This is a genomic window from Amycolatopsis sp. NPDC101161, from assembly GCF_044768185.1.
In the GTDB taxonomy this organism is placed as follows: domain Bacteria; phylum Actinomycetota; class Actinomycetes; order Mycobacteriales; family Pseudonocardiaceae; genus Amycolatopsis.
In genome coordinates, this window is the sequence record NZ_JBIWPI010000003.1 from 802,229 (window position 1) to 825,916 (window position 23,688).

Here is a 23,688-nt window from a genome sequence, read left to right on the forward strand (position 1 = left end):
GGTCAGCGGTTGCGCCAGACGGGCCGCCGTTTCTGCGCGAAAGCCGTGATCCCTTCGATCGTGTCCTCGCTGACCAGGAGGTCGTCGAACGCCGCCGACGGGTGCTCGACCGCGTCGACGGGATCGGGGATGCCCCGCGTCTCGGCCATGATCCGCAGCGAGGCCCGGACCGACGTGGGGGAGCCGTCCAGGATCCGCGCGGCCAGCTCACGGGCGCCGGCCAGGGCCTGGCCGGCTTCGGTGACGCGGTTGACCAGGCCGTACGTCAGCGCTTCATTCGCGTCGAGACGGCGTCCGGTGAGGATCATTTCGGTGGCGATGGCCGGCGGGACCGTGCGCGGGAGGCGGACCAGGCCGCCGGCGCCGGCGACCAGGCCGACCTTGACCTCCGGCAGGGCGAACCGCGCGGTCGCGTCCGCGACGACGAGGTGGCAGGCCAGCGCGATCTCGCAGCCGCCACCCATCGCGTAGCCGTTGACCGCCGCGATCACCGGCTTGGCCATGTCCCGGCGGCTGGTGAGCCCGGCGAAGCCGTTCTTGGGCACCCACAAGGGTTTTCCGGAAGCCGAGTACACGAGGTCGTTGCCGGCCGAGAAAGACTTCCCGCCCGCACCCGTGAGGATCGCGACCCACAGATCGGGGTCGGCGAAGTAGGCGTCGAAGACTTCGTCGAGCTCCTCGTTGGCCGCCGGGTGCAGGCTGTTGCGCGACTCCGGGCGGTTGATCGTGACTTCCAGGAGGTGCCCGTCGCGGCGGACCAGGACGTGCTCGTAGCCGTCCCGCAGCACCTTCGGCCGCGGTGGGAACAGCGCGGCCATCCGGGCCGCCGTGGTGGTGACCCGGTTGCCGAACCCGAAGGAGCGCACGAACACGCGGCTGCCGATCGGCTCCCCGGTGGACAGCAGCGCGAGCGCGTCCTCGTCGCCGTCGTGGGTCAAGGCGAGGAAGCGCCGGTCGTCGGCTTCGAGCCGCCCGATGACGATGCCGGTGCGTTCGCCGCCGCGGCCGTGCTTCACGGTGTACGTCTCGATCGTGGCCCAGCCGTCGGCTTGCCGGGCCTCCGCCGGCGCCGGCCACGAGTCGATTTCCGCCTGCAGCGCGGCGCTGTCGTCCGGCCGCCACGCCACCGGCGTGGTCGAGTAGACGCCGGCGGAGTACTTGCTCATCAGGCCGCCGTTGGCACCGACGAACCCGAACGTGCCGGGCGCGGCCCGCAGGCGTTGGACGGTCTCGGCGATGGCGTGCATGGAGTAGTTGTTGCCCGCGCCGCCGAAGAACGGCAGGCCGCCGGTGAGAGTGAGACCGCGCGGGTCACCGGGATCGAGGCCGAGCCCTTCGCAGACGGTGAAGACGGGCACCGGGAAGCAGCTGTAGAGGTCCATTGTGGACAGATCGGCGACGTCGATGCCGGCGACGTCGAGGGCGTGCCGGGCGGCCAGCACCGACGCGGGGCCCCTGCTGAAGTCCGCGCGCTCCATGAGGTCGCGTTCGCGCAGGTCCGCGTGCCCGTGCAGGAAAACCCGCTTCTCCCGCGGTATCCCGAGCCGGTCCGCGGCCGCGACCGACGTGACGACGACCGCGGCGCCCTGGTTCACCTTGTCCCGCGCGACGAGGTAGCGGGTGTAGGGATCGGCGATCGGCCGGTTCGCCTCGGACGGCGTCGCCAGCTCCTCGGCGGTCCGTTCGACGGGCGCGGCGGCGTAGGGGTTCGCGGCGGCGACCCGGGTGAACGGCGCGAACAGCTCGCCCATCGCGGCGGCGTAGTCCTCGCGCGACAGCTTCAGACGCGCTCGCCGGGCGTTCTCGAACAGCGCGTACTGGCTGGGGGCGTCCGCGAGCCCGTGCGCGACCTGGTGCCGGGAGGCGAGCCCCTTCAGGCCGTAGCCGCGGTCTTCGAGGCTGCCCTCGACGTGCTCGGTGAAGTCGGGCTTGTCCGCTGCCCGCGCGAGGTGCTGCACGGTGGAGATGGCTTCCGAGCCGAACGCGAGCGCGACCTCGATCTCGCCGGCGGCGATGGCGGCGGCGAACTCGGTGACCAGGTGCTGGGGGCCTTGCCCGCCGGCGACGTCGAGGATCGCGCGGGCCGGCGTCGCACCGACGCGACTGGCCACCGAGCGCGGGTAGTTGTCCGACCGGCCCAGCGGAGCGGACGCGACCGGCGTGGAGTTCTCGAACTGGCGGATGCCGCCGACGGTGTCGGCCGCCGCGGCGACGGCCGCCGGGTCGGCGCCGGTGTCCGCCAGCGCGGCCCGGACGGCTTCGGCCGCGAGGTCCACCGCGGACAGCCGCCGGTAGCCGGGATCGTCCAGGCGTTCGGCGAACTGGCCGACGCCGACCAGGACCGGGGTGCGCGGGTCGAGGCCGGTCACCGGGCGCTCCTCGTCACGCGCGCCGGGACCGGGCCGTACCCCGGCCACGCCAGACGGCCCTGCCCGGCGAGGTGTTCGATGTGGGCGACGGTTTCGGCCACCGCGGACAGCCGCATGAAGCCGATCTCGGGCCACGGCCGCGACCACGTCAGCTGCGTGGCGATCTCCCACGGCGTCGGCTGCCCGAGCTCGGTGACGACGGCGACGATCTCCGCGCACCGCTGCTCGTGGTGCTCGCGCAGCAGCTCGCTGCGCGCGGCGAGCCCGCGGAAGCGGTACTCGTGCGCGGGCAGGGCGTCGTGGTCGTCGAAGGTCGCGGTGCGCTCCAGCGAGCGGAGGAACTGCCCGAGGGGCGGCTCGGCGGCACCCGGCCACGAGCCGATCGCCGGGGTGATCCGCGGCAGCACGTGGTCGCCGGTCAGCAGCAGCTGCGCGTCCGGCTCCTGCAGGCACAGGTGCCCGGGCGTGTGCCCGGGCGTCCACACGGCCCGCAGCCGGCGGCCGCGCACCGGGACGAGGTCGCCGTCCTCCAGCAGGACGTCGGGGTCGGGCAGCTCGGCGGCCGGTCGCGGCGCGGCTTCGAGCGCGTCGAGGAGGCCGGTGATCTCCGGTTCCGGGGCGCCGCAGCCGCGCAGCCAGGTCGTGATCTCGGTGCGGGTGTCGCCGTGCTCGTCACGGCGGCGCTGGGGGAGCGTGTCGCGTTCGGCCGGGTGCATGCCGATCCACGCGCCGGACTCGGCGCGCAGCCGGGCCGAGAGGCCGTGGTGGTCGGGGTGGACGTGCGTGGTGACGATCCCGGCGACGTCGGCGGTCGACGCGCCTGCGGTCGCGAGGCCGTCGAGCAGGGCCGTCCAGCCCGCGTCGGTGTCCCAGCCGGGGTCGACGACGACCAGGCCCTCGTCGGCGGGTACGAGGTAGGAAAGCGTGTAGCGCAGCGGGTTGTCCGGGATCGGGACCGGCACCGACCACAGCCCGCCCGGCAGCTTCTCGACCGGCGGCCGCTGCCGCGCCCGCCACGCTGCCTGCTGCTCGGTGCCGAGCACTTCGATTCCCGGCATGTGTGCACCTTCCGCGAGATACTGAACAAGGTGCGTCCAGTAATGGCCCGACTCTATAGTGGGCGGATTCCGTTCGGCAATGACCCCGATCACCGGGCGAGGTGAGGCGCATGACGGGCGAGGTCCCGGCCGGGCGGCCCCGCGACCCCGAGGTCGACCGGCGCGTGCTGAGCGCGGCCGCGGAGGTCTTCGGCGAGGACGGCTGGGGCCGGTTCACGGTCGACTCCGTGGCCCGGCGCGCGGGCGTGGGCAAGGCGTCGATCTACCTGCGCTGGCCGAACAAGAAGGAGCTGCTGGCCAGCTGCCTCGAAGCGCGGATCACCCCGGTGGCCGACATCGACACGGGCTCGGTGCGCGAAGACCTGGTCCGCCTGGCCGAGCAGATGCTGACGGCGTTCTTCGGCGAGTCGGGCCGCGCGACGACGAGGTTGCTGATGGACGCCGACCGGATCCCCGGCGTGGCGGAACGGGTGGCGCAGCTGAGGCAAGCGCAGGTGCTGGCGGCGAGGGCGATCGTCCGGCGCGGCATCGCCCGGGGGGAGCTGCACGGCGGAACGAGCGTGACGCTGCTGCTGGACGCGATCGTGGGCGGCTGCCTCAACCACGCGCTGGCGACCCCGGCGCACTTGCGGCCCCAGGTGGCGGCGGGGCTGACCGACTACGCCGGCGAGCTGGTCGACTTCGTCCTCGGCGCGGTGACCGCCGGCTAGCCGTAGACCTCGAACCGTGCGAGCTGGCCGGCCGGCCAGCCGGTGTTGCCGGTGCAGGTCACGCGCAGGAACCGCCGGGCACCACCGGGGACGGCGATCGTGACGCTGTTGCCCCGCGCCGGATCGAACACGTACCCGGTCGCCGGGACCAGCGTGTCGAACGTGGTGCCGTCGGCGGAACCGGACACGGTCAGCGTCTGCGTCCGGGTGGCCCACGCGCTCGACGGCGGGACCGCCAGCACGATCCGCGTCACCGCGACCGCCGCGCCGAGGTCGGCCTGCAGCCACTGGGGGAACGCGTTGTTCGCGCTTTCCCAATAGGTGTCCGGGTTTCCGTCGACGGCGTTGCCCCCGCCGTAGTTCTGCGTGTGGCTGCTTTCGCTCGTGGCGCGGCCGCGCGCCAGGTCGGTCGCGCCGCCGGTGGTGAGCGTGGGCCGGGTCGGGCGGACCGGCGTCAGCGGGATCTCGCCCTTGAGCATGCGGCCGCCGTCGGCGGTCAGCCGCAGGTAGTAGTCCGACGAGCAGGCCGTCCCGTCTTCGTCGAGCGCGAGCAGGCCGGAGCCGACCGGGGTCATCGAAGCGTTTTCCGCCGTCTTCGCGATCTGGTTGCCTTCGCCGTACTCGTCGAACATCGAGATGTAGATGCCCGCCACGCCGGCGCGCACCACGTTGTAGAACTGGCGCCACATGAAGTCGCCGTGGGCGCGCTGCCGCCCGGAGACGTCGCCGGGCAGGACGCACGGCTGGTAGTCGATGCCGTGGGCGGCGCAGTCGGCCTGGTCGGGCACGGTGAGGTTCTGGTACGCCCAGTCCGAGCCCGCCGCGTCGCCGATCGCGCCGACCATCCACGGCGAAATCATGTCGAACGAGCGGTAGACACCGCCGAAGCCGGGCCGCGACCCGCCGTCGCTCGTGCGCCATTCCCGCGGTACGCCGCCGATGACGTAGCAGCCTTGGGCCTTGAACCAGTTCACGACGTCGAGGCACGTACCGGCGTCCCACGGGTGGTTGCCGTCGTTGTACCCGAAGCCCCAGATGCAGACGACCGGTTTGCCGTTCTGGCGCGCGTACGCCGGCGACGCGGTGTGCGCGGACATCTTCGCCGTCCAGTCGGCCTTCAGTTCCGTCTGCATGGCCGCCCAGCCGGTGGCGTCGTACATGATGTAGAACTTCCGCCCCTGCGCCTCGGCGGCGGCGCGGACCTTGGCGGCCATCGCGTCGCGCGTCGGACCTTCGCTGCTGTTGGGGTTGAAGCGCTGCAGAGCGGCGGTGTCGCAGCCGTTCTCGCGCATCCACCGGAAGTGCGTGTCGACGGTCTGCTGGTCGTAGGACGAGAAAAGCGTTGCGGCCTGGCCGTTTCCGAGGTTGCCGTAGGCGGTGGGGTAGGTGCGGGTGTACTCGCGCAGGTCCGGCCAGGCTTTGATGACGTTGTTGCCCGGCGACGGCGTCCGGCCCCAATCCTGGCTCCAGTGCCACCAGCCGCCGATCGGCGCGCCGTCGCCGGCGCAGGCGAACCAGCCCTGGTACCCGACGGTGATCTTGCCGACGACGTCCCCGGGCGCGCTCGCCGCGGCGGCCCCTGGAGCACCGAGGGCGGACAGCGCGCCCCACGCCGCGGCCGAACCGAGGAAGACCCTGCGCGAGATCGCCATGCCAGTTCCTCTCGCCACGCCGCTCGAGTTACGAGACCGGACTGTAGGCGGCCGGACAGGAACTGGCAATAGTCGGACCGATTGCAGAAATTTTCGTACCGATGCTCGAAAAATATGACGTCAATTGACGTCCATCCGGTTCGCCAGGCCTCCTGCTGACGCTGCCACAGCGGGTCGTGTGGGCTTTGAACTTCTCCGCCGTGTCGGAGTGCCGCCGTGTCGGAGTGCCGCCGCGTCGGAGTTCTGCGCGCCGGTCGGGTCCGGCATGTTTCTTGGGCTGGGGCGGATCGAGCTCGGCCCAGTCTCGGCCGTCGGGCTCTCGTAGAAGCTGCCGTAGCGGATCCAGACCCGGCTTCGTGCTGGTGACGGCCGTCACGACGGCGAGCTGTCACAGGGTTCCCGCACCCGGTGTCTTGAGGTCGTTCACCCGCCACGACACGAGTGAGGACCAAGCCATGGAACCCCGGATCGACCTGTTCACCACCGAGATCGGCGCCCGGCTCGGCAAGCGGTTCGCGAACCTCGGGCTGGTGGTCGAGCGGTCGCCGCTGCCGAAGGCCACCCGGGAGCTGGTGAGCCTGCGGGCCAGCCAGATCAACGGGTGCGGCTGGTGCATCGACATGCACACCAAGGAAGCCGCGGCCGCCGGGGAGACGGCCGTCCGGCTGCACCTCGTCGCCGCCTGGCGGGAATCGACCGTCTTCACCGAGGCCGAGCGGGCCGCGCTCGCGCTGGCCGAGGAGGGCACCCGGCTCGCCGACCACCACGACGGCGTCTCCGACGCGACCTGGGCCCGGGTGCGCGAGCACTACGACGACGAGCAGGTCGCCGCCCTCGTCGCGCTGGTCGCCCTGATCAACGCCGCCAACCGGCTCGCCGTGATCGTCCACCAGAAGGGCGGCTCCTACGAGCCCGGGATGCTCGCCGAGTTCGCCTGAGCACCCGCGGAGGCGCCCCGGACTGGGGCGCCTCTCCCGGCCGGGCCGGGTCACATTGTCGCTTGTGGACGCTTCAGCCCGGCCGCGAGCACCGTGCCGAGCACGACCACCGGGGTGATCGCCAGGAACGCCCCGCCGATGGTGTGCGCGACGTCCTCGCCGAGCAGGGTGCCGAAGACCGCCACCCCGAACGCGGCGCCGATCGACCGGGCGAACGTGACCACCGCGCTCGCCGCGCCGATGTCGGCCGGGGCCACCGCGTTCTGCGCCGCCGTCAGCGCCACCATCGGGACCATGCCGATGCCGACGCCCGCGACCAGGAAGTACGCGACCAGCGCGAGCTGGGCCGTTCCCGGGGCCAGCGTGCTCAGCAGCAGGAGCCCGGCGACGTTCAGGGCCATGCCGGTCACCAGGACCACCCGCAGCCGCGCCGGGTCGGCGACCCACCGGCCGGCGAGCGATTGGCTGACCACCAGCCCGATCACCAGCGGCAGCAGGTGCACGCCGGACAGCGTGGCCGACACGCCGTCGGCGACCTGCAGGAACGTCGGCAGGTAGACCAGCGCGCTGAACATCGCGACGTTGGCGATGAAGCCGACGAGCGAGGCGATGACGACCGTGCGCGAGGCGAACATCGACAGCGGCAGCACCGGCGCGGCGGCCCGGCGTTCGACCGGGACCACCAGGAGGGCCAGCACGACCGCCGCGGCCGCGAGCGCCAGGGTGCCCGGCGACGTCCAGCCCCAGCGCGGCCCGAACGAGGTGATCAGGACCAGTGCCGTGGCCGCGCCGGCCAGCAGCAGCGCGCCGAGGTAGTCGATGCGCGCCGCCGGTTTGCGGACCGCGGCGGGTAAAGCGCGGGCCGCGAGGACGACCGCGACCAGCCCGACGGGCACGTTGATCAAGAAGGCCCACCGCCACGACAGGTGGTCGGTGAACAGGCCGCCGAGCAGCGGCCCGGCGATGCTGGCGACGCCGTACACCGAGCCGAACCGGCCTTGGTGGCGCCCGCGCTCGGCGGGCTCGACGATGTCGCCGACGAGCGCGAACGTGAGGACGATCATGCCGCCGCCGGCCAGGCCCTGGACGGCGCGGGCGGCGATCAGCTGGGGGAGGTCCTGGGCCAGCCCGCAGAGCGCGGAGGCGACCAGGAACGCCGTCGTGGCGACGAGGTACAGGCGCTTGCGCCCGAGCATGTCGCCGAGCTTGCCCCACAGCGGCGTGGCGGCGGTCGAAGCGAGCAGGTAGGAGGCGGTGATCCAGGCGATGTCGCGGAACCCGCCGAGGTCGGCGGCGATCTTCGGCAGCGCCGTGGAAACGATGGTCTGGTCCAGGGCGGCCAGCAGGACGGCGAGGATCAGCGCCGCCATCGCCGGGCGCACCGCGGGTCTGGCGGGGACGTCGAGGGTCATTTGTCTCGCTCTTCCGGGATCGTGATGGTCTGGTACTCGGTGTAGGTGCCGAGGCCGACGGCGCCGTACTCGCGGCCGAGGCCGCTGGCCTTGAAGCCGCCGAACGGGCCGTCGAAGCCGATCGGCGCGCCGTTGACGGTGACGGTGCCGGTCCGCACGCGGCGCGCGACGGCCAGCGCGTGCGCCGGGTCCGCCGACCACACCCCGCCGGAGAGGCCGTACTCGGAGTCGTTGGCGATGCGGACGGCGTCGTCCTCGTCGTCGTAGGCGATGACGACCAGGACCGGGCCGAAGATCTCCTCCTGGGCGATGCGCATCCCGTTGTCGACGTCGGCGAACAGCGTCGGCGTGACGTAGTTGCCCTTTTCCAGCCCCGCCGGCACTTCCGGGCCGCCGGTGACGAGCCGCGCGCCCTCGGCGACGCCGAGCCGGATGTAGTCGAGCACGCGCTGCTGCTGGTCGCGGCGGATCATCGGGCCGATGAAGGTCGCGTCGTCGGCCGGGTCACCGACGCCGAGGGACTCGATCAGCTTCTTCAGCCCGGCGACGACCTCTTCGTACCGGCTGCGCGGCGCGAGGATGCGCGTCTGGGCGATGCAGGATTCGGCGTTGTTGAGCAGGGAACCGAACTTGAGGCCCTGGACGGCCGCGTCGACATCGGCGTCGGGCAGGATGATCGCGGCGGACTTGCCGCCCAGTTCGAGGCTGACCCGCTTGAGCTGCTCCCCGGCGAGCGACGCGATGCGGCGCCCGGCGCGGGTCGACCCGGTGAAGGCGATCTTGTCGACGTCCGGGTGCTTGACGAGGTATTCGCTCGTCTCGCGGTCCGCGGGCAGGACGCTGATGACGCCGTCGGGCAGCCCGGTCTCCACGAGCAGGTCGGCGAGCAGGCTCATGCTCAGCGTGTTCTCGGGCGAGACCTTGAGGACGACGCTGTTCCCGGCGAGCAGCGCCGGGATGATCTTGGCCAGGGCCGAGGAGAACGGCGAGTTCCACGGGATGATCGCGGCGACCACGCCGATCGCCTCGCGGCGCACGACCGACCGGAACGGCAGCGCCGGGTCCGACGGCTCGAGGGTCTTCTCCCAGTCGAACTCCGCGGCCGCCTTCAGGTAGGCGTTGGCCTGCCGCCCCAGTCCGGGCTGGCCGGCCTTGGTGAACCACAGCGCCGAGCCGTTCTCCGCGGAGATGAGCGCGGCGATCTCGTCCGCCCGCTTCTCGCGGAGGGCGGCCAGCCGGCGGAGCACGGCGATCCGTTCCGCCGGTGTGGTGCGCGGCCACGGGCCTTCGTCGAACGCCTTCCGCGCGGCGGCGACGGCGCGGTCGACGTCGGCGGGCACCGCCTGCGCCGCGCGGCCGATGACCGCGTTGTCGTGTGGGGAAACGATGTCCAGCAGTTCGGCGCTGCTCGGGCTGGTCCACGCGCCGCCGATGAAGAGCTGGGTGTGGGTGATCACGGCTGCCTCCTGGTCGTTCTCGATCTGCCACATCAATGTAGCACTTAAGATGACCAACTGGCTCACGTGTGAGGCGGTGCACATTTGGAGATCAGCCCCACTCGGGTGGCGGTTACGCCGGGGAGAGCGACACCGAAGGGTAGGTTGGGACCGTGAGAGCCGACGCCGCGCGCAACCTCGAACTCCTGCTGACGACGGGCGCCCGCATGCTGGCCGAAGACCCGGCCACGAGCATCGCGGCGATCGCGGCCGAGGCCGGCGTGGACCGCCGGACGGTGTACCGCCGGTTCACCGGCCGCGAGGAGCTGCTGACGGCGGTCTACCAGGCCCGGCTCGACGCGATCGAGGCGGCGATCGAAGCCGCCCGGCTGCGCGAGGCGCCGGTGCCGGTGGCCCTGCACCGGTACGTGGAGGAGATCGTCGGGGTCAACCGCAAGTGGCCGACGGAGGTGAGCCGCATGCGCTCGGACCCGGAGATCTGGGCCCGCCGCCTGCGCGCGGTCGACGAGGTCGACGCCTTCCTCCAGCGCGCGACGGACGAAGGCTTCCTCCGGCCCGGGCTCCCGCCCCGCTGGCCGGGCAACGTGCTCGGCCAGCTGGTGCACCTGTCCACAAAGGACCTGCCCGACCTGAGCGACGCCCAGGCGGCCGACATCATCGTCGACACATTCTTAAGGGCGTTCGGCGCGAGCTGAGGTTCCCGGCCGCGGCGGCCGGCTGGTATTCGGCGCGAGCTGAGCGGTCAGGGTTCCCGCTCGGCGAAGACCGCGTCGGGGTCCGCGACCGGCTGCGGCGGCGGCTCGGATGTGCTGTGGGCCGTACCCGAGAACCGTTGCGGCCGGATCGCCTACTCGCGGCGGGCGATCGTCGCGCGGGCATTCGGTGCGAACTGAGCGGTCAGGCTTCCCACTCGGCGAAAACCGCATCACTGTCCGCGCCCGGCTGGGGTGGTGGGGACGGATGCGCCGTGGCCGTGCGGGAGAACCTCGGTGCCGGGGCCGCCTGCTCGACGCCGTCCACCTCGATGATCGTCGCGCGGGCCGCGAGGTGCGGGTGGGCCGCGACCTCCTCGGGCGCCAGCACCGGCGTCACGCACGCGTCCGTGTCGGCGAACACCGCCGCCCACTCGTCACGCGTCCGGGTCAGGAACACCTCGGCGAACCGGGCGCGCAGGCGCGGCCAGCCGGTGCGGTCGAGCTGGTCGGGCAGCTCGGCGGGGTCGAGGCCCAGCCCGGCGAGGAGCGCGCCGTAGAACTGCGGCTCGATCGCGCCTACCGCCATCCACCCGCCGTCCCGGCAGACGTACGTGTCGTAGAACGGGGCGCCGCCGTCGAGCAGGTTCGCGCCGCGCTCGCCCGACCAGGTGCCCTGCCCGCGCATCGTCCACAGCATCTGCAGGAGCACGCTGGTGCCGTCGACCATGGCCGCGTCGACCACCTGGCCCTCACCCGACCGCTCGCGCTCCCACAGCGCCGCCAGAATGCCGGTGACGAGGAACATCGAGCCCCCGCCGAAGTCGCCGACCAGGTTCAGCGGCGGAACCGGGCGCTCGCCCGCGCGGCCGATCGCGTGCAGGGCGCCGGTCAAGCCGATGTAGTTGATGTCGTGGCCGGCGCGCGCGGCCAGCGGCCCGTCCTGGCCCCAGCCGGTCATCCGCGCGTAGACGAGCCGCCGGTTCACCTCCCGGCAGGCGTCCGGGCCGACGCCGAGGCGTTCGGCGACGCCCGGCCGGAACCCTTCGAGCAGCACGTCGGCCCGCGCGACCAGCCGCAGCACCCGGTCCCGTCCTTCGGGCGACTTGAGGTCCGCCGCCACGGACCGGCGGCCGCGCAGCAGGTGGTCCGGCTTGCCGCCGGTCAGGTCGAGCGTGCCCCGGGGACGCTCGACGCGCACGACGTCGGCGCCGAGGTCGGCGAGGATCATGGCCGCGTGTGGGCCCGGCCCGATCCCGGCCAGCTCGACGACGCGCAGCCCGGCGAGGGGTCCGGTCATGGTGGGTCCTCCGTCAGCGGAACTCGGGCGGGCGCTTGCCCAGGAAGGCCGCGACTCCTTCGCGGCCGTCCGGACCGGCGGCCCGGTCCCGGATGGACACGCTCTCACGCCGCAGCGCGGCTTCGGCCGCGGGGATGGCCGTCTCGCGCAGCAGGCGTTTCGTCGCCACCTGGGCGGCTCTCGACCCGGCAGCCAGCTGACGCACGACCTCCTCGGCGGCGGCTTCGAGTTCGCCGTCCGGGTGGACCTGGGCGACCAGCCCGAGCCGGTGCGCCTCCTCCGCGGTGACCACCGGGTTCAGCAGCGCGAGGTGCAGGGCCCGGTGCAGGCCGAGGGAGGCGGTGAGCAGCGAGCTGCCGCCGTCGGGGGAGAAGCCGAGTTTCGTGTAGGCCAGCGTGAACCGCGCCGACGTCCCGGCGAGCACCAGGTCGGCCGCCGCGGCGAGCGCCAGCCCGGCCCCGGCGGCGACCCCCTGGACGACGGCGACTACGACGGCGTCCAGCCGGTGCAGGTCGCTGACGGCGCGGTGGAGGGTTTCGGCGAGGTCGTCGACCAGGGCGCCGACGTCGTCGGCCGCGGCGAAGGCCGCCACGTCGCCGCCGAAGCTGAAGGCACGGCCCTCGGCGGACAGGACGACGACGTGCGCGTCGTCGGACCGGGCCCGGCGCACGGCCAGGCGCAGATCATCCACAGTGGACTGGTCGAGCGGGTTGCCGCGCTCGCCGTCCGCCAGCCGGATCCGCGCGACGCGCCCGTCGAGGGTGTAAGTGATGCTCATTCCTGGTCCCGGTTCACGCGGCGAGGGCGGCGTGGCCGCGGTCGACGAGGGCCGGCACGAGGGCGCCGAGGCGGTCGAAGCCGTCGCCGACGGTCAAGCCCTGCCGGGCGCGGTAGTGGATGCCTTCGAAGATCGCCGCGATCTTGTAGCACGCGAACGCGAGGTACCACGGCAAGCCGGCGAGGTCCCGGCCGCTGTGCCGGGCGTACGCCTCGACGAGGAAGTCGCCTCCGGGGAAGCCGGGGACGGTCCCGGGCGTGGCGGCGACCGGGCTTTCCGGGCCGTCCCACCAGACGGCCGCGGACGCGAGGTCGGTGAGGGGATCGCCCAGCGTCGCCATTTCCCAGTCGAGGACGGCGACCACCCGCCCGCTCGCCGGGTCGACCACGAGGTTGTCCAGGCGGTAGTCCCCGTGCACGATCGCCGCCGCGCTCCGCTGCGGCACCCGCTCGGCCAGGCGTTCGCCCAGCGCGGTGAGCTCGGGCAGGTCGCGGCTATGGGAGTCGCGCAGCTGCCGGGCCCAGCGCCGCAGCTGGCGTTCGAGGTAGCCGTCCGGGCGGCCCAGCTCGCCCAGTCCGACGGCGGCGGGGTCCGTGTCGTGCAGCCGGACGAGGGTCTCGACGAGCGCGTCGGCCAGCCGCGTGGCCCCTTCGCCGCCGAAGGGTTCGAGCTGGTGCCGTTCGCGCAGCACGCTGCCTTCGGCGAACTCCATGACGTAGAAGGGAACGTCGGCCACGCCCTGGACGATCGGCTCGGGAACGGGCACCCCGCTCGGGTGCAGGGCCCGCAGGACGCGGAACTCGCGGTCCATGTCGTGCGCCGTGGCCAGGACGTGCCCCAGCGGCGGCCGGCGCAGCACCCACCGGCCGGTTCCGTCGCTCAGCAGGTAGGTCAGGTTGGACCGCCCGCCCGCCAGCAGCTCCACCCGCAGCGGGCCGGCCAGCAGCCCGTGCTCGCGCAGGAACGCCTCGAGGGCGGGGACGGACACCCCCGGTGGGCTCGCCGACATGACCGGACCCTTTCCGAAAACCGAGCGTTTGCACGGTAAAACTGAACAGGATGTCGAGTACCATCCCCGAGGCGGCCGGAAGTTGTCAAGCGCCGAGAGGACGGACCGGTGGGAGTGCGTGGGATCGCCCCGGAGGAGCTCGACGCCCGCAGGGAGGTGGGCGCCCGGTTGCGCGCGGCCCGCCGGACGGCCGGGCTGACCCTGCGGCACGTGGCCCAGGCCCTCGACGTCAGCGCCGGCACGTGGAGCGCGGTGGAGAACGGCGCGACGAAGATCGACGACGCCCGGCTCGCGCGGGCCGCCGGGATCCTGGGCATCGAGCCGGCGGCGCTGCGCGGCTCGGCGCCGGCCGCCGGCTGGCGCGACTTCGGGCCCCTGCGGCTCGAACCGCCGCTGGCCGGCGCGCTCGCGGCCTTCGTCGAGCTCGGCTACCACGGCGCCACCATCCGCGACATCGCCCAGCGCGCCCGGCTGTCGGTGCCCGGGGTCTACCACCACTGGCCGGCCAAGCAGGACCTGCTGGTGGCGCTGCTCGACCTGACGATGGACGACCTGCTGACCCGGGCCCGCGCCGCGCGCGCCGAGGCGGACGGCCCGGTCGAGCGGTTCACGCGGCTGGTCGAGTGCCTGGCGCTGTTCCACACCCACCGGCGGGAGCTGGGGTTCATCGGCGCGAGCGAGATGCGCAGCCTCGACGAGCCGAACCGGATCCGCATCGCGGCCAGCCGCCAGGAGGTGCAGCACATGGTCGACGACGAGGTCCGGGAAGGCTGCCGGCGCGGGGAAATGGCCACGCCGCTGCCGAAGGAGGCCGCGCGGGCGGTCGTCACGATGTGCACCGCGCTGCCGCAGTGGTGGTCGCCCGAGGGGCCGTCGTCGCCGGAGACCGTCGCCCGCCAGTACGTCGGGTTCGCCCTGGACGTGGTGCGGCTCGCGCGTTGACACCCCGTTGCCCCGCTCGTACGGTCGAGCCGACCATCCGATCGGCGTTGTTCAGGAGTATCCCGTGGCGGCTTACGACCTCCCTGCCCCCTCTTCGCACGCCCGCGAGCTCCACGAACGGATGCTGGCGTTCATGCGTGACCAGGTGCTCCCGGCCGAGGCCGAGTACCTGGCCCACCGCCGGGCCGCGGGCCCGGACGACCACGTCGTCCCGCCGGTGGTCGAGCGGCTGAAGACGGCGGCACGCGCCCAAGGGCTGTGGAACCTGTTCCTGCCGGCCGAGTCGGGGCTGACGCAGCTGGAGTACGCGCCGATCGCGGAGCTGTCGGGCTGGAGCCTCGACCTGGCGCCCGAAGCCATCAACGGCCAGGCGCCCGACACGGGGAACATGGAGCTGCTGCACCTGCTCGGCAGCGAAGCGCAGAAGCGGGATTGGCTCGCGCCGCTGCTGGCGGGGGAGATCCGCTCGGCGTTCGCGATGACCGAGCCGGACGTCGCCAGCAGCGACGCCACGAACATCGCCACCCGCATCGTGCGCGACGGCGACACCTACGTCATCACCGGGCGCAAGTGGTGGACCAGCGGGGCGATGGACCCGCGGTGCGCGTTCTTCATCGTGATGGGCAAGACCGACCCCGGGGCGGCGACGCACCGGCAGCAGACCATGGTGCTCGTCCCGCGCGACACGCCGGGCGTCACGATCGTGCGCGACCTGCCGGTGTTCGGCCACCACGACCAGCACGGCCACGCCGAAGTGCGCTTCGACGACGTCCGGGTGCCGGTGGAGAACGTGATCGGTGAGGAGGGCGGCGGGTTCGCGGCCGCGCAGGCCCGGCTCGGGCCGGGCCGGATCCACCACTGCATGCGTGCCCTGGGCGCGGCCGAGCGCGCCCTCGCGCTCCTGGTGGCGCGGGCGCGCGACCGGGTCGCGTTCGGCGGGCCGCTGGCCGACCAGGGGGTGGTGCGGCAGCAGATCGCCGAGTCGCGGCTGGAGATCGACCAGGCGCGGATGCTGTGCCAGCGGGCGAGTCACGTCATCGACGTGGCCGGCAACAAGGCGGCCCGCGACCTGGTGGCGATGGCGAAGGTGGCGGTGCCGCGGGCGGCGACCCGCGTGATCGACCGGGCGATCCAGGTCCACGGCGGCGCGGGCGTCACGGACGTGACCCCGCTGGCGGCGATGTACGCCTGGCACCGCGCGATGCGGCTGTTCGACGGCCCGGACGAGGTGCACCTGCGGTCCATCGCGAAGGCCGAGCTGCGGCGGGACCCGGTGCTGCCCCCGGCCTGACGGCGGCTTCGGCTACGGTCGGCGGTTGTGCCACCCATGGGAAAGCGCGGCCGGCGGCCGGCGCACGGCGAGCCGGTCGTCGACCGCGCGCTGGCGTTGCTGGCCGCGTTCGACGCCGAGCACCGCACCCTCTCGCTCGCGGAGCTGAGCCGCAGGTGCGAGATGCCGCCCAGCTCGGCGCTGCGGCTGGCGAACCGCCTGCGCGAGTGGGGCGCGCTCGAACGCGGCGACGACGGCCGCTTCTGCGTCGGCCTGCGCCTGCTGGAGGTGGCGACGCTCGCCCCGCGCGGGCACGGCTTGCGCCAGGTCGCGCTGCCGTTCATGAACGACCTCGCCGAGGTCACCCGCCAGCACGTCCAGCTCGCGGTCCGCGACGGCATGCAGGCCCTGCTGGTCGAGCGACTTTCCGGGCACCAGGCCGCACCGGTCGACTACCGCACCGGCGGGCGGCTGCCGCTGCATTCGACCGGCGTCGGCCTGGCGCTGCTGGCGTTCGCGCCCCGGGAGGTCCAGGAGGAGCTGCTCGCGAAGCCGGTGTACAGCGAGCCGGACAACCGCCTCATCCCCGCCGACAAGCTGCGCCGCACCCTGGCCGAGGTCCGGCGGGAACGGCTCGCGATCTTCCGCCGCCAGGACGAGACCGTCGCGATGGTGTCGGTGGCCGCGCCGATCTTCGGCCGGGGTGAGGTTCTCGCCGGTGTGCTGGGGGTGCTGGTGCCGAAGCGGGTGGCCCAGCCGCGGCACCTGGGGTTGGCGGTCCAGACGGCGGCGCGGGGCATTTCGCGGGAGCTGGGCTCGCGCTGACGCGCTCAGCGAGGCAGCGCGGCCAGCACGAACTCGACGGAGGTGGCCACGACGGCCGCGGGATCGGCGCCTTCCCAGCGGTGGCGGGCGCCGGGCACCAGGTGGAGTTCCACTGGCGCGCCCGCGTCTCGCAGCGCCTCGGCCATCCGAACGCTTTGCGTGGGCGGCACCAGGTCGTCGTCCGCACCGTGCATCAGCAGGACGGGAGGAGCGCCGGCGTGGGCGAACGACACCGGGCTCGCCGAACGGGCGAGGGCCGGTACCGACTCCGGCGGTGCTCCCAGCAGGGCCGCTTCGCGGGTAACGTCGCCGGTCAGGCCGAGCAGGTCGGCCGGCGGGAACCACGCGACGACACCGTCCACTGTGGACCCGGTCAGCGCCGCCAGCAGACCGAGGTGCGCACCGGCCGACTCGCCCCAGACGAACAAGGGTTTCCCGTCGCGGACGAACTCGATCGCCGCGCGGACGTCGTCAAGGGGTGCCGGGAAGATCGCCTCCCCGCTGAGCCGGTAGTCGGCGGCGGCGACGCGGAAACCTTGTGCCACCAGCTCTTCCGCCAGGCGATCGAACCCGGGCAGCGGCGTGAGCCGGGAGCCGCGCCGCCAGCCGCCGCCGTGCAGGTACACGATCGTCGCGAGCGGATCGTCCGGTTCGGACAGTTCCAGTTCCAGCGGACGGAACCCCGGCACCTCGCGGTAGATCACGCGTTCGCCTTGTGGAACCGCCCACCCTGCATGATCACCGTCAGGTTGGCCGGGTCCTGCAGCAGCGTGACGTCCGCGGTCGGGTCGCCGCGGACGACCAGGACGTCGGCGAAGTAGCCCTCGGTGAGCAGCCCGACCGGCAGGTCCATCACCTGCCCACCGTGGAAAGTCGTGGCCCGCAAGGCTTCGGCGGGGGAGTAGCCGAAGAGCCGGACGAACAGCTCCAGGTCCCGCGCGTTGCGGCCGATGGGGTTGTTCGGGAATCCGTAGTCACCGCCGGGCAGCACGCGCAGGCCGCGTTTGCGCAGCTCCGGGTACAGCTGTTCCATCGCGGCCAGGGACTTCACCGAGCCGGTCTTCTCCGCGTCGATGCCGAACTCGGCGCCCTCGTGGACGTTGGCCCACATGATGCCGACGGCGGGGGACAGGAAGATCGAGTCTTTGTGCTCCTCCAGGAGGTCGATGGCTTCGGGGTCGGCGTAGGAGCAGTGGTAGATCGAGCGGAACCCGGCCCGCACGGCCAGCTTGATCGACTCGGGTGCCTGGGCGTGGCAGTTGAGCCACACGCCGGATTCGCGGGCCTGCTCGCCGGCCGCGTTCGCCTCCTCGGCGGTGTACTGGGTGACCATCGAGCCGCCTTCGAAGAAGACGTCGTCGTTGCTCATCAACAGCTTCACGCTGTCGAAGCCGAGTTCGGCCTGTTCGCGCACGAACGCGCGCACAGCTGCCGGGCCGGTTTCCTGCGGGGCCGGGCCGATCTTGACCGGGTTGTTGTCCCGTTCGAACGACGCCGCCCGCAGCCGGGGCCCGGCGGCCAGGCCGGCGGCGATCCGGTCGCGCAGCCGGACCTCGGTGGGCACCGGCGTCAACGACCCCGCGGAGTAGGCGCTGGTGAAGCCGTGGTCGAGGAGGATCCGGGCGTTGCGCTCGGCGAGCGCGAGGTGTTCGTCCGGGCTGGGCAGGTGGTGGAAGAAGCTGACGTCGACCGGCGGGTTGAACGACGGGTCGAGGTGCCCGACCGCCGACGGGAACGTCAGGTGGCAGTGCGACTCGACCAGCCCGGGCATGACTGTGGCGCCGCGGCAGTCGACCACGCGGTCGCCGGGCCCGGGTTCCGTGCCGCCGCCGGGCCGGACGCTCTCGATCCGGTCACCCCGGACGACGACGTCGGCGGGGACCGCGGGGGAACCGCTGCCGTCGAAGACGCGGCCGCCGGTGAAGACCACCCTGGCGGCCATCACGCGCCCAGCATGGTGTAGCCGCCGTCGGCGACCAGGAAGCCGCCGGTGATGTGGCCGGCATCCTCGGTGGCGAGGAACAGCGCGGTCCCGGCCAGCTCTTCGGGCTTCGGGATGCGGCCCATCGGGGTCGCGTCCCGCAGCTTCTCCGCGCGGCCGGTGCGCCAGTCTTCGCGGCCGAGCGTGGCTTCGGTCTCGATGAAGCCGGGCGCGAAGACGTTCACCCGCACGGTGGGGGCGAAGGCGTGCGCGTACGACTTGGTGAGGCCGATGATCCCGGCCTTCGCCGCCGCGTACTGCGGGGCGCGGGCGCTGCCGCGCGCGACGACGGTCGACCCGATGTTCACGATCGCGCCGCCGCCCTGGGCGAGCATGCGGTCGCCGAACTCGTGCGTGCACAGCAGCGTGCCCTTGATGTCGACGGCGAGGACGTGGTCGACGGACTCCTCGGTGAGCTCCCGCCACGACATCTGGTCGCGGGCGACGTCGCCGACGTTGTTGATCGCCACGTCGACCCGGCCGAAGTGGTGCCACGCCTCGTCGGCCATCCGGCGGATCTGCGCGTGCTCGGAGATGTCGGCCTGGACGAGGAAAGCCTTGCGCCCCAGCTCTTCGACGCGGGCCGCGGTGCGCTCGGCACCGGCGCGCGAGCCGCGGTAGTGCACCACGACGTCGGCGCCCTCGCGGGCGGCGCGGACGGCGATCTCGGCACCGAACCCGGTGCCGGCGCCGGTGACGAGGACGGTCTTGCCGGTGAAGCGCACGAAGTTCTCCTTCAGACGAGGGTGCGGCCGCCGTCGGCGTACAGGACGTGCCCGGTGACGAAGGCGGCTTGGTCGGAGCAGAGGAACAGGATCGGGCCGGTCAGGTCGGCCGGGGTGCCGAGCCGTCCGGCCGGCACCAACGCGGTGAGGTTCGCGCGGACGCCGGGCTTTTCGAGGTGCTCGTGGGTCAGGCCGGTCTCGGTGTAGCCGGGCGCGACGGCGTTGACCGTGACCCCGGACGCGGCCCACTCGCGGGCCATCACCCGGCACAGCTGGTCGACCGCGCCCTTGCTGGCCGCGTAGGGCGCGTGGTGCGGGTGGGCGAGCAGGCCGGACACCGAGGACAGGTAGACGATCCGGCCGTACCCGCGGGCGACCATCAGCTCGCCCGCCGCCCGGCCGGTCCGAAAGGCGCTGTCGGCGTTGACCGAGAGGATCCGGCGCCAGACGTCGTCGGGGGTGTCGAGGACCGGCCGCCGGTCGTTGACGCCGACCGCGTGGACGAAGATGTCCAGCCGGCCCAGCAGTTCGTCGGCGCGGGTGACGCACGCGCGGGCGCTGTCGGCGTCGGTGAGATCGGCTTCGAGGGTCCGGAGTCCCAGTTCGCCGAGCCGCCGGCGGTCGCGGTCGGCGACGACCACGTCCGCACCCGCTCCGGCGAGCGCGCGGGCCGCCGCGGCACCGATCCCGCCCGCGCCCGCCACCAGCGCGCCCTTGCCCCGCAGACCCAGCCAGTCCACTCCCGCTCCTCGCTCCCGACCTGACGGCGACGCTAAGCGCGGGTCCGTTTCGCGGGAACGGATGTTCCAATCAATGGCAGGCCGGCGCTCGTCCCGGTGCGGGCGCTGCTGGGATCGGGGCATGACGAGACTGCCCGGGCTGACCCCGGCCGACCTGTCCGACGACCAGCGCGCCCTCCGCGAGGCCATCACCGGCGGGCCGCGCGCGGGCGGCCCGTTCCCGCTGACCGACGCCGCGGGCGTGCTGACCGGGCCGTTCAACGCGATGCTGTTCGCGCCCGGCGTCGGGCAGGCCCTGCAGGGGCTGGGCGCGGCCGTGCGGTACGGGACCGCGCTGGGCGACCGCGTGCGGGAGCTGGCGATCCTCGCGGTCGCGGCGCGGTGGGACTGCGCGTTCGAGCGGTACGCGCACGAGCCCGCCGCGCGCGCCGCCGGCGTGACGGACGCCCAGCTCGCGGCGGTCGCGGCGCGCACGGTGCCGGACGGCCTCACCGACGTCGAAGGGGCCGCGCTGCGGTTCGTGCTGGCCCTGCTGGACGGCGACGCCGACGACGTGACCTACGCCGAGACCGTGCCGACCATTGGCAACCGCGTGGCCGTCGAGCTGACCACGCTGGTGGGCTACTACGCGACGCTGGCCCTCCAGCTGCGCGTCTTCCGAGTCACCGTCCCCGTGGAGCAGCCGTGAAGCTCGTGACCTTCGACGACGGCCTGGTCGGCCGCCTCGCCGACGACCTCGTCCTGGAACTCGACACCGCGTCGGCGCGCGAGTTCTTCGAACGCGGCGGGAGCGTGCCCGAGACCGGGCGCCGCTTCCCCGCGTCCGAGGTGCGCCTGCGCGCCCCGATCGTGCCGAAGAAGTTCTTCCACACGGCGGGGAACTTCCGGGAGCACCACGAGGACCTCGCCCGCGTCAACTGGTCGCACCCGGTCAACAAGGGCATCGTGTTCTTCCAGAACGTCGACGCGATCATCGGGCCCGGCGACCCGGTCGTCTACCCGTCGCACCTGACGAACGAGCTGGACTACGAGCTCGAAATGGCCGTCGTGATCGGGAAACCCGGCAAGTTCTTCTCCGCCGAGCAGGCGGCCGAGCACATCGCCGGGTACCTCGTGTTCAACGACATCACCGCCCGCGACATCCAGCGCCGCGAGATGGAGTCCGGGGTGTTCTCGTTCTCCAAGGCGATCGACACGTTCTGCCCGATCGGCCCGTACATCGTCACCGCCGACGAGGTCGGCGACCCGCACGACCTGGACATGGAGCTGCGGGTGAACGGCCAGGTGCGGCAGAAGTCGAACACCCGCCGGATGTCGGTGACGATCCCGGAGCTGGTCGCCTACCACTCGCCGCAGGTCTACAGCGCGGGCGACCTGATCACGACGGGCACGGTGGCCGGCGTCGCCGCGAGCACCGAAAACCCGTTCGAGAACTACCTGAAGCCCGGGGACGTCGTCGAAGCCGAGATCGAGAAGCTCGGGGTGCTGCGCAACCGGGTCGTCTCGTGGGAAGACGCGTACGGCAAGCCGTGGGCGCAGTGATGCGGCTGGCGAACCTCGGCGGCCGCGCCGCCTTGGTCTTCGGGGACCGCGCGCTGGACGTGTTCGAGGCCGGCGGGTTCGGCCCGGACCCGATGGCCGTCCTGGAGAACTGGCCGGCGTTCACGGAGTGGGCGCGGTCGGTGGCCCCGGCGGGCCGCCCGTACGACCCGGCGCGGCTGGGTCCGCCGGTGCCGCGGCCCCGGCAGGTCTTCGCGGTGGCGCTGAACTACCCGCCGCACGCGGCCGAAGCGGGGTTCGAACCGCCGGCGGACCCGTTGGTGTTCACCAAGTTCCCGACGTGCGTCGCGGGGCCGCACGAGACGGTCGAGCTGCCCGGCGACCGCGTCGACTGGGAGGTCGAGCTGGTGGCGGTGATCGGCCGCGGCGGTCACCGGGTGCCGGCGGAGCACGCCCTCGACCACATCGCGGGGTACACGGTCGGCCAGGACCTGTCGGAGCGGCGGGTCCAGGCGCTGGGGAAGCCACCGCAGTTCTCGCTGGCGAAGTCGTTCCCCGGCTTCGGCCCGACCGGCCCGCACCTGGTGACCGAGCTCGCGCCGGACGCGGAGATCTCCTGCCTGCTCGGCGACGAAGTCGTGCAGAAGGCGTCGATCGCGGACCTGATCTTCGGCGTCCCGGAGCTGGTGGCCCGGCTGTCGGCGGTCTGCCCGCTCCTGCCCGGCGACCTGATCTTCACCGGCACCCCGGCAGGGGTGGGCAACCGCCGGACGCCGCCGCGCTACCTGACCGCGGACGACGTGCTGACCAGCCGCATCGACGGCCTCGGCGAGCTGCGGACCCGCTTCCGCCGGCGCCCGGCTACTTCGTGAGCTCTCCGCGGACGTAAAGCACGTCACCCATGCGCAGGTCGTCCTCCTCGAGCGGCGGCAGGCCGTGTGCCGCGAGCAGTTCGCGGACCGTCCGGCCCGTCACCGCCCAGCCGAGCCCGGCCAGGTAGGGCGCGGCCTCGTTGCGCTCGCCGAAGTAGCGCAGCTTCGCCATGTCCGAATCGAACTCCGCCGACCGGAACAGTTCCGAGATGCGGTTCAGGCTCCGCTTCGTCCGGTCCTCGTCGCCGGGACGCGGGTTGGGCCGGCTTTCGGTGGCCACCCGGCTGCCCGGCGCGCTGAGCTCGGTGATGGTGTCCAGCAACCGGTCCTGCGCTTCCGGCGGCAGGTAGCCCAGCAGGCCTTCGGCGCTCCACGCCGTCGGCCGCGCCGGGTCGAAGCCGGCCGCGCGCAGGGCCCCGGGCCAGTCGTCGCGCAGGTCGGCCGCCACCGCCCGCCGTTCCGCGGTGGGCTCCGCACCCAGCGCGGCCAGCGTGCGCGTCTTGAACTCGACGACCTCGGGCTGGTCCAGCTCGTACACCACCGTCCCGGCCGGCCAGGGCAGCCGGTACGCGCGGGAGTCCAGGCCCGAAGCCAGGATCACGGCCTGCTCGAGGCCGGCGTCGAGGAAGAACTCGTCGTAGAACCGGGTGCGCACCTTCGCGCCGTCGATCGCCGCCTGCCCGACCAGGTCGCCGGGTGGCTGCTCGCCCGTCGCCAGCCGGGTGAGCAGGTCGACGCCGACCGCGCGGACGAGCGGCTCGGCGAACGGGTCGGCGATGAGCGAGTCGTCCGCGCGGGTCGCGATCGCCCGGGTCATCGCGGCCATGGTCGCGGTCGCGCCGACACTGGACGCCAGGTCCCACGTGTCGCCGTCGCGGCGAGGGGAAGTCATGGTGCGATCATGCCCCTGATCGGCACCCGGCCCCACGGAGGACAGCGATGACCGCACCGGCCCGCGACGCGCTCGTGGCGGTGGCCACCCTGCTGGCCCCGGCCGTCCCTGAGGTAGCGGCCCGCGCGGCGGCCGCCTTCGACGACCCCGGTGCCTACGTACTCGAGCATGCCGACCGGCTCGACGACCGCGGCATCGACGAGCCCTTCCCGGGGCTGGCGTGGATTGCGCTCGTGGACGCCCTGGCCGACCACGGCCTGCTGGCCGAGTTCGACTGGAAGGAAGCGCCCGACGAGATCGCGGGTCAGCTGCGGGCGTTGCGGTCCGCGCCCGCCGCGGACGAGTTGTGGACATCGCTGGCGGAAAGCGAGCTGCCGACGTACGAGTTCCTCGTGACGGCGGGGGAGCGCTTGCTCGGCACCGGAACCGCGCTCGCGGTCCTCGACATCGAGTCCGACTGCTACCCGCTCGTGCTGCTTCCGGCCGCCCGCGCGGGCGAACTCGTGGCGTCCGCTTCGACGGCGGGTTTCACGGCCGAGGTGTTCGGGCGCTAGCCCGGTGGAGGG

The 23,688-nt window shown here is 73.1% G+C and carries 23 protein-coding genes; 10 read left to right on the top strand and 13 right to left on the bottom strand.

Translation table 11 applies throughout. The features are described 5' to 3' along the window. Positions 1-2: 2 nt before the first annotated feature. The gene (locus ACIRSS_RS25445; protein ID WP_400899009.1) at positions 3-2,369 is read right to left on the bottom strand and encodes an acetyl-CoA acetyltransferase; all 2,367 of its coding nucleotides are present in this window, start codon (positions 2,367-2,369) and stop codon (positions 3-5) included. Beyond that, complete coding sequence (locus ACIRSS_RS25450; protein ID WP_400899011.1) at positions 2,366-3,427, bottom strand: MBL fold metallo-hydrolase; 1,062 nt, start codon at positions 3,425-3,427, stop codon at positions 2,366-2,368. Before ACIRSS_RS25450 ends, ACIRSS_RS25445 begins: the two co-directional genes overlap by 4 nt. Before the next feature lie 110 nt (positions 3,428-3,537). Between ACIRSS_RS25450 and ACIRSS_RS25455 the strand changes: the two genes are divergently transcribed. Then, a complete protein-coding gene (locus tag ACIRSS_RS25455) occupies positions 3,538-4,137 on the top strand; it encodes a TetR/AcrR family transcriptional regulator (RefSeq protein ID WP_400899013.1) in 600 nt (199 codons plus the stop codon). Here the strand turns inward: ACIRSS_RS25455 and ACIRSS_RS25460 are convergent. Continuing rightward, positions 4,134-5,789: a discoidin domain-containing protein gene (locus ACIRSS_RS25460; protein WP_400899014.1), complete on the bottom strand. Its 1,656-nt coding sequence runs from the start codon at positions 5,787-5,789 to the stop codon at positions 4,134-4,136. The two genes, ACIRSS_RS25455 and ACIRSS_RS25460, sit on opposite strands and share 4 nt — an antisense overlap. A 455-nt stretch (positions 5,790-6,244) precedes the next feature. Between ACIRSS_RS25460 and ACIRSS_RS25465 the strand changes: the two genes are divergently transcribed. Continuing rightward, positions 6,245-6,727, top strand: a complete 483-nt coding sequence (locus tag ACIRSS_RS25465; RefSeq protein ID WP_400899016.1) for a carboxymuconolactone decarboxylase family protein — start codon at positions 6,245-6,247, stop codon at positions 6,725-6,727. A 50-nt stretch (positions 6,728-6,777) separates the two neighbouring features. Here ACIRSS_RS25465 and ACIRSS_RS25470 read toward each other — a convergent pair whose 3' ends face one another. Both ACIRSS_RS25470 and ACIRSS_RS25475 read right to left on the bottom strand, forming a co-directional pair. Further along, positions 6,778-8,139 (bottom strand): MDR family MFS transporter, encoded by a 1,362-nt coding sequence (locus ACIRSS_RS25470; protein WP_400899018.1) that lies wholly within the window; start codon positions 8,137-8,139, stop codon positions 6,778-6,780. Next, positions 8,136-9,596: an aldehyde dehydrogenase gene (locus tag ACIRSS_RS25475; protein WP_400899020.1), complete on the bottom strand. Its 1,461-nt coding sequence runs from the start codon at positions 9,594-9,596 to the stop codon at positions 8,136-8,138. The genes ACIRSS_RS25470 and ACIRSS_RS25475 overlap by 4 nt, the downstream gene beginning before the upstream one ends. A gap of 152 nt (positions 9,597-9,748) precedes the next feature. Between ACIRSS_RS25475 and ACIRSS_RS25480 the strand changes: the two genes are divergently transcribed. After that, complete coding sequence (locus ACIRSS_RS25480) at positions 9,749-10,291, top strand: TetR/AcrR family transcriptional regulator (protein WP_400899022.1); 543 nt, start codon at positions 9,749-9,751, stop codon at positions 10,289-10,291. Between the two features lie 202 nt (positions 10,292-10,493). Here the strand turns inward: ACIRSS_RS25480 and ACIRSS_RS25485 are convergent, their stop codons facing one another. From ACIRSS_RS25485 to ACIRSS_RS25495, 3 genes are read right to left on the bottom strand one after another with little or no spacing between them, the layout of a single operon-like run. Next, positions 10,494-11,588: a CaiB/BaiF CoA transferase family protein gene (locus tag ACIRSS_RS25485; protein ID WP_400899024.1), complete on the bottom strand. Its 1,095-nt coding sequence runs from the start codon at positions 11,586-11,588 to the stop codon at positions 10,494-10,496. A 13-nt stretch (positions 11,589-11,601) separates the two neighbouring features. Next, on the bottom strand, positions 11,602-12,366 hold the full coding sequence (locus tag ACIRSS_RS25490; protein WP_400899026.1) for an enoyl-CoA hydratase-related protein: 765 nt from the start codon (positions 12,364-12,366) through the stop codon (positions 11,602-11,604). 13 nt (positions 12,367-12,379) lie between these two features. Further along, the gene (locus tag ACIRSS_RS25495; RefSeq protein ID WP_400899028.1) at positions 12,380-13,375 is read right to left on the bottom strand and encodes a phosphotransferase family protein; all 996 of its coding nucleotides are present in this window, start codon (positions 13,373-13,375) and stop codon (positions 12,380-12,382) included. A gap of 108 nt (positions 13,376-13,483) precedes the next feature. Between ACIRSS_RS25495 and ACIRSS_RS25500 the strand changes: the two genes are divergently transcribed. From ACIRSS_RS25500 to ACIRSS_RS25510, 3 genes are all read left to right on the top strand, one after another. Next, on the top strand, positions 13,484-14,317 hold the full coding sequence (locus ACIRSS_RS25500; protein WP_400899030.1) for a TetR family transcriptional regulator: 834 nt from the start codon (positions 13,484-13,486) through the stop codon (positions 14,315-14,317). Between the two features lie 121 nt (positions 14,318-14,438). Beyond that, complete coding sequence (locus tag ACIRSS_RS25505; protein WP_400899773.1) at positions 14,439-15,608, top strand: acyl-CoA dehydrogenase family protein; 1,170 nt, start codon at positions 14,439-14,441, stop codon at positions 15,606-15,608. Positions 15,609-15,644: 36 nt separating this feature from the next. Continuing rightward, on the top strand, positions 15,645-16,412 hold the full coding sequence (locus tag ACIRSS_RS25510) for an IclR family transcriptional regulator (protein ID WP_400899774.1): 768 nt from the start codon (positions 15,645-15,647) through the stop codon (positions 16,410-16,412). A gap of 5 nt (positions 16,413-16,417) precedes the next feature. On the opposite strand, the gene ACIRSS_RS25515 is transcribed toward ACIRSS_RS25510, so the two are convergent. Genes ACIRSS_RS25515 through ACIRSS_RS25530 form a run of 4 tightly spaced genes read right to left on the bottom strand, consistent with a single transcriptional unit; the run spans position 16,418 to position 19,858 of the window. Continuing rightward, positions 16,418-17,116, bottom strand: a complete 699-nt coding sequence (locus tag ACIRSS_RS25515) for an alpha/beta hydrolase fold domain-containing protein (RefSeq protein ID WP_400899031.1) — start codon at positions 17,114-17,116, stop codon at positions 16,418-16,420. Continuing rightward, a complete protein-coding gene (locus ACIRSS_RS25520) occupies positions 17,113-18,354 on the bottom strand; it encodes an amidohydrolase family protein (RefSeq protein WP_400899033.1) in 1,242 nt (413 codons plus the stop codon). Before ACIRSS_RS25520 ends, ACIRSS_RS25515 begins: the two co-directional genes overlap by 4 nt. After that, a complete protein-coding gene (locus tag ACIRSS_RS25525) occupies positions 18,354-19,118 on the bottom strand; it encodes an SDR family NAD(P)-dependent oxidoreductase (protein ID WP_400899035.1) in 765 nt (254 codons plus the stop codon). The genes ACIRSS_RS25520 and ACIRSS_RS25525 overlap by 1 nt, the downstream gene beginning before the upstream one ends. An 11-nt stretch (positions 19,119-19,129) precedes the next feature. Continuing rightward, complete coding sequence (locus ACIRSS_RS25530) at positions 19,130-19,858, bottom strand: SDR family NAD(P)-dependent oxidoreductase (protein ID WP_400899037.1); 729 nt, start codon at positions 19,856-19,858, stop codon at positions 19,130-19,132. 121 nt (positions 19,859-19,979) lie between these two features. Here ACIRSS_RS25530 and ACIRSS_RS25535 point away from each other — a divergent pair, with 121 nt between their 5' ends. Genes ACIRSS_RS25535 through ACIRSS_RS25545 form a run of 3 tightly spaced genes read left to right on the top strand, consistent with a single transcriptional unit; the run spans position 19,980 to position 22,230 of the window. Beyond that, positions 19,980-20,546: a carboxymuconolactone decarboxylase family protein gene (locus tag ACIRSS_RS25535; protein ID WP_400899039.1), complete on the top strand. Its 567-nt coding sequence runs from the start codon at positions 19,980-19,982 to the stop codon at positions 20,544-20,546. Next, positions 20,543-21,400, top strand: a complete 858-nt coding sequence (locus ACIRSS_RS25540) for a fumarylacetoacetate hydrolase family protein (RefSeq protein WP_400899041.1) — start codon at positions 20,543-20,545, stop codon at positions 21,398-21,400. Before ACIRSS_RS25535 ends, ACIRSS_RS25540 begins: the two co-directional genes overlap by 4 nt. Then, a complete protein-coding gene (locus ACIRSS_RS25545) occupies positions 21,388-22,230 on the top strand; it encodes a fumarylacetoacetate hydrolase family protein (RefSeq protein ID WP_400899043.1) in 843 nt (280 codons plus the stop codon). The genes ACIRSS_RS25540 and ACIRSS_RS25545 overlap by 13 nt, the downstream gene beginning before the upstream one ends. Here ACIRSS_RS25545 and ACIRSS_RS25550 read toward each other — a convergent pair. Continuing rightward, entirely contained in the window at positions 22,220-23,122 is a 903-nt protein-coding gene (locus tag ACIRSS_RS25550; protein WP_400899045.1) for an SAM-dependent methyltransferase, read from the bottom strand. The two genes, ACIRSS_RS25545 and ACIRSS_RS25550, sit on opposite strands and share 11 nt — an antisense overlap. 47 nt (positions 23,123-23,169) lie before the next feature. Between ACIRSS_RS25550 and ACIRSS_RS25555 the strand changes: the two genes are divergently transcribed. Beyond that, positions 23,170-23,676, top strand: coding sequence for a DUF6630 family protein (locus ACIRSS_RS25555; protein ID WP_400899047.1), 507 nt, complete (start codon positions 23,170-23,172; stop codon positions 23,674-23,676). The last annotated feature ends 12 nt before the right edge of the window (positions 23,677-23,688 follow it).